At 77.5% G+C, this 1,761-nt stretch carries 2 pseudogenes; both read left to right on the top strand.

Annotated elements, in window-relative coordinates:
* Positions 1 to 92: 92 nt before the first annotated feature.
* Positions 93 to 1,190, top strand: a pseudogene (locus ABZW03_RS40515) (VWA domain-containing protein); the annotation flags it as partial.
* Positions 1,187 to 1,761: pseudogene (locus tag ABZW03_RS40510) on the top strand (hypothetical protein); the annotation flags it as partial. The pseudogenes ABZW03_RS40515 and ABZW03_RS40510, both read left to right, overlap by 4 nt.

Here is a 1,761-nt window from a genome sequence, read left to right as displayed (position 1 = left end):
GAGCGGGCCCCGGCGGACCCGGGCGAGCTGCTGGACCGCGGGCGCTTCGCGACCGCCTGGCAGGTGGAACAGCACCTGCTCGACCGGATCGTGCCGAGCGCTGGCGGCTGCTCCTCGGCCGCCCCGGCACCGGCGGCCTGACCGGTCGGGGCGCCCGGATCGCCACCGCCCTGGACGAGTTGTACGGCAGCGGCCGGGGCGAGGGCTCCGGCCCGGGCCTGGACAGCCGGGGCGGCAAGGGCGGCCGCGAGGCCCCGTACCCCGGCGTCCGGGAGTGGGCCGAGGAACTGGAGTCGCTGTTCGGCCCCGGGGTGCGCGAGGAGGTGCTCGCCGCCGCCGTCGCGCAGGGCCGTACCGATGTCCTGGAGGCGGTCGACCCGTCCGCCGTCCGCCCGTCCGTCGACCTGTTGCGCACCGTGCTGGACCACGCGGGCGGTCTGCCCGAGGCCCGGGTGGCCCGGCTGCGCCCGCTGGTGCGGCGCCTGGTGGACGAGCTGAGCCGGGAGCTGGCCACCAGGCTGCGCCCGGCGCTGACCGGGATCGCCGTGCCGCGCCCGTCCCGTCGGCCGGGCGGCGGGCTGGACCTGGACCGGACCATCCGGGCCAACCTCGCCACCGCCCGTCCCGCCCCGGACGGCGGCACCCTGATCGTGCCCGAGCGCCCGGTCTTCCGGACCAGGGCGCGGCAGGCCAACGACTGGCGGCTGATCCTGGTGGTGGACGTCTCCGGGTCGATGGAGGCCTCCACGGTGTGGGCCGCGCTGACGGCCTCGATCCTGGCCGGGGTGCCCTCGCTGACGACCCACTTCGTGGCCTTCTCCACCGAGGTCCTGGACCTCACGGAGCGGGTGGACGATCCACTGGGCCTGCTGCTGGAGGTGAGGGTCGGCGGCGGCACCAGCATCGCGCGCGGGCTGCGGTACGCGCGGGAGCTGGTGACGGTGCCGTCCCGCACGCTGATCGCGGTGGTCAGCGACTTCGAGGAGGGCGGGCCGGTCGGCGGGCTGCTGGCCCAGACCCGGGCGCTGGTGGACTCCGGGGTGCACCTGCTCGGCTGCGCGGCGCTGGACGACACCGGGACGGCCCGCTACTCGAAGGCGGTCGCGGGCCAACTGGTCGCGGCCGGAATGCCCGTGGCGGCGTTGAGCCCGCTGGAACTGGCCCGCTGGGTGGGGGAGAAGGTGCGATGAGCGTGACGGCGCGGACGAACGACTGGCCGGCGGTGCGGCCCGAGGTGGTCGCCGAGGTGGTGGCCGGGCTGAGCGCCCGGTTGCAGAAGCGGCTGGACGGCGCGGCGGCGAAGCTGGCGGAGCGGCCGGTGGCCCGGGAGGGCGACGACTGGCGGGTGGAGGTGGACGAGGAGACGGTGCTCGTGCTGCACGCCCCCGGCGGGGTGGTCGCCGGGGAGTCCGACGTCCGCTGCGGCTGCCTGCTGGCCCCGGCCTGCGTGCACCGGGCCGCCGCCGTCACCCTCTGCCCGCTCGCCGAGGCGGCGGAAGAGGCGGCGGCCGAACCGGCGGCCGAACCGGCGCCCGAGTCCGCGAACGGCGGCACCGGGACGGCCGCCGCGGAAGGCCGAGCGGGAGCCCGGCAAGCCGCCGACGAGTCGGCCGACCAGCCGGCCCCCGCCCCCCTCACCGCCGCCGGACTCGCCGCCGTCCGCCACCTCCACGGGGCGTTCGGCCAACGGCTCATCCGGCTGTACCTGATGCTGCCCGACCGGACCCCGGGGGCCTTCCTCCGGGAGGTCTCGCACAGCCC

The organism is Kitasatospora sp. NPDC004799, assembly GCF_040609095.1.
GTDB lineage: Bacteria > Actinomycetota > Actinomycetes > Streptomycetales > Streptomycetaceae > Kitasatospora.
This window is presented reverse-complemented; position numbering and strand designations above follow the sequence as displayed.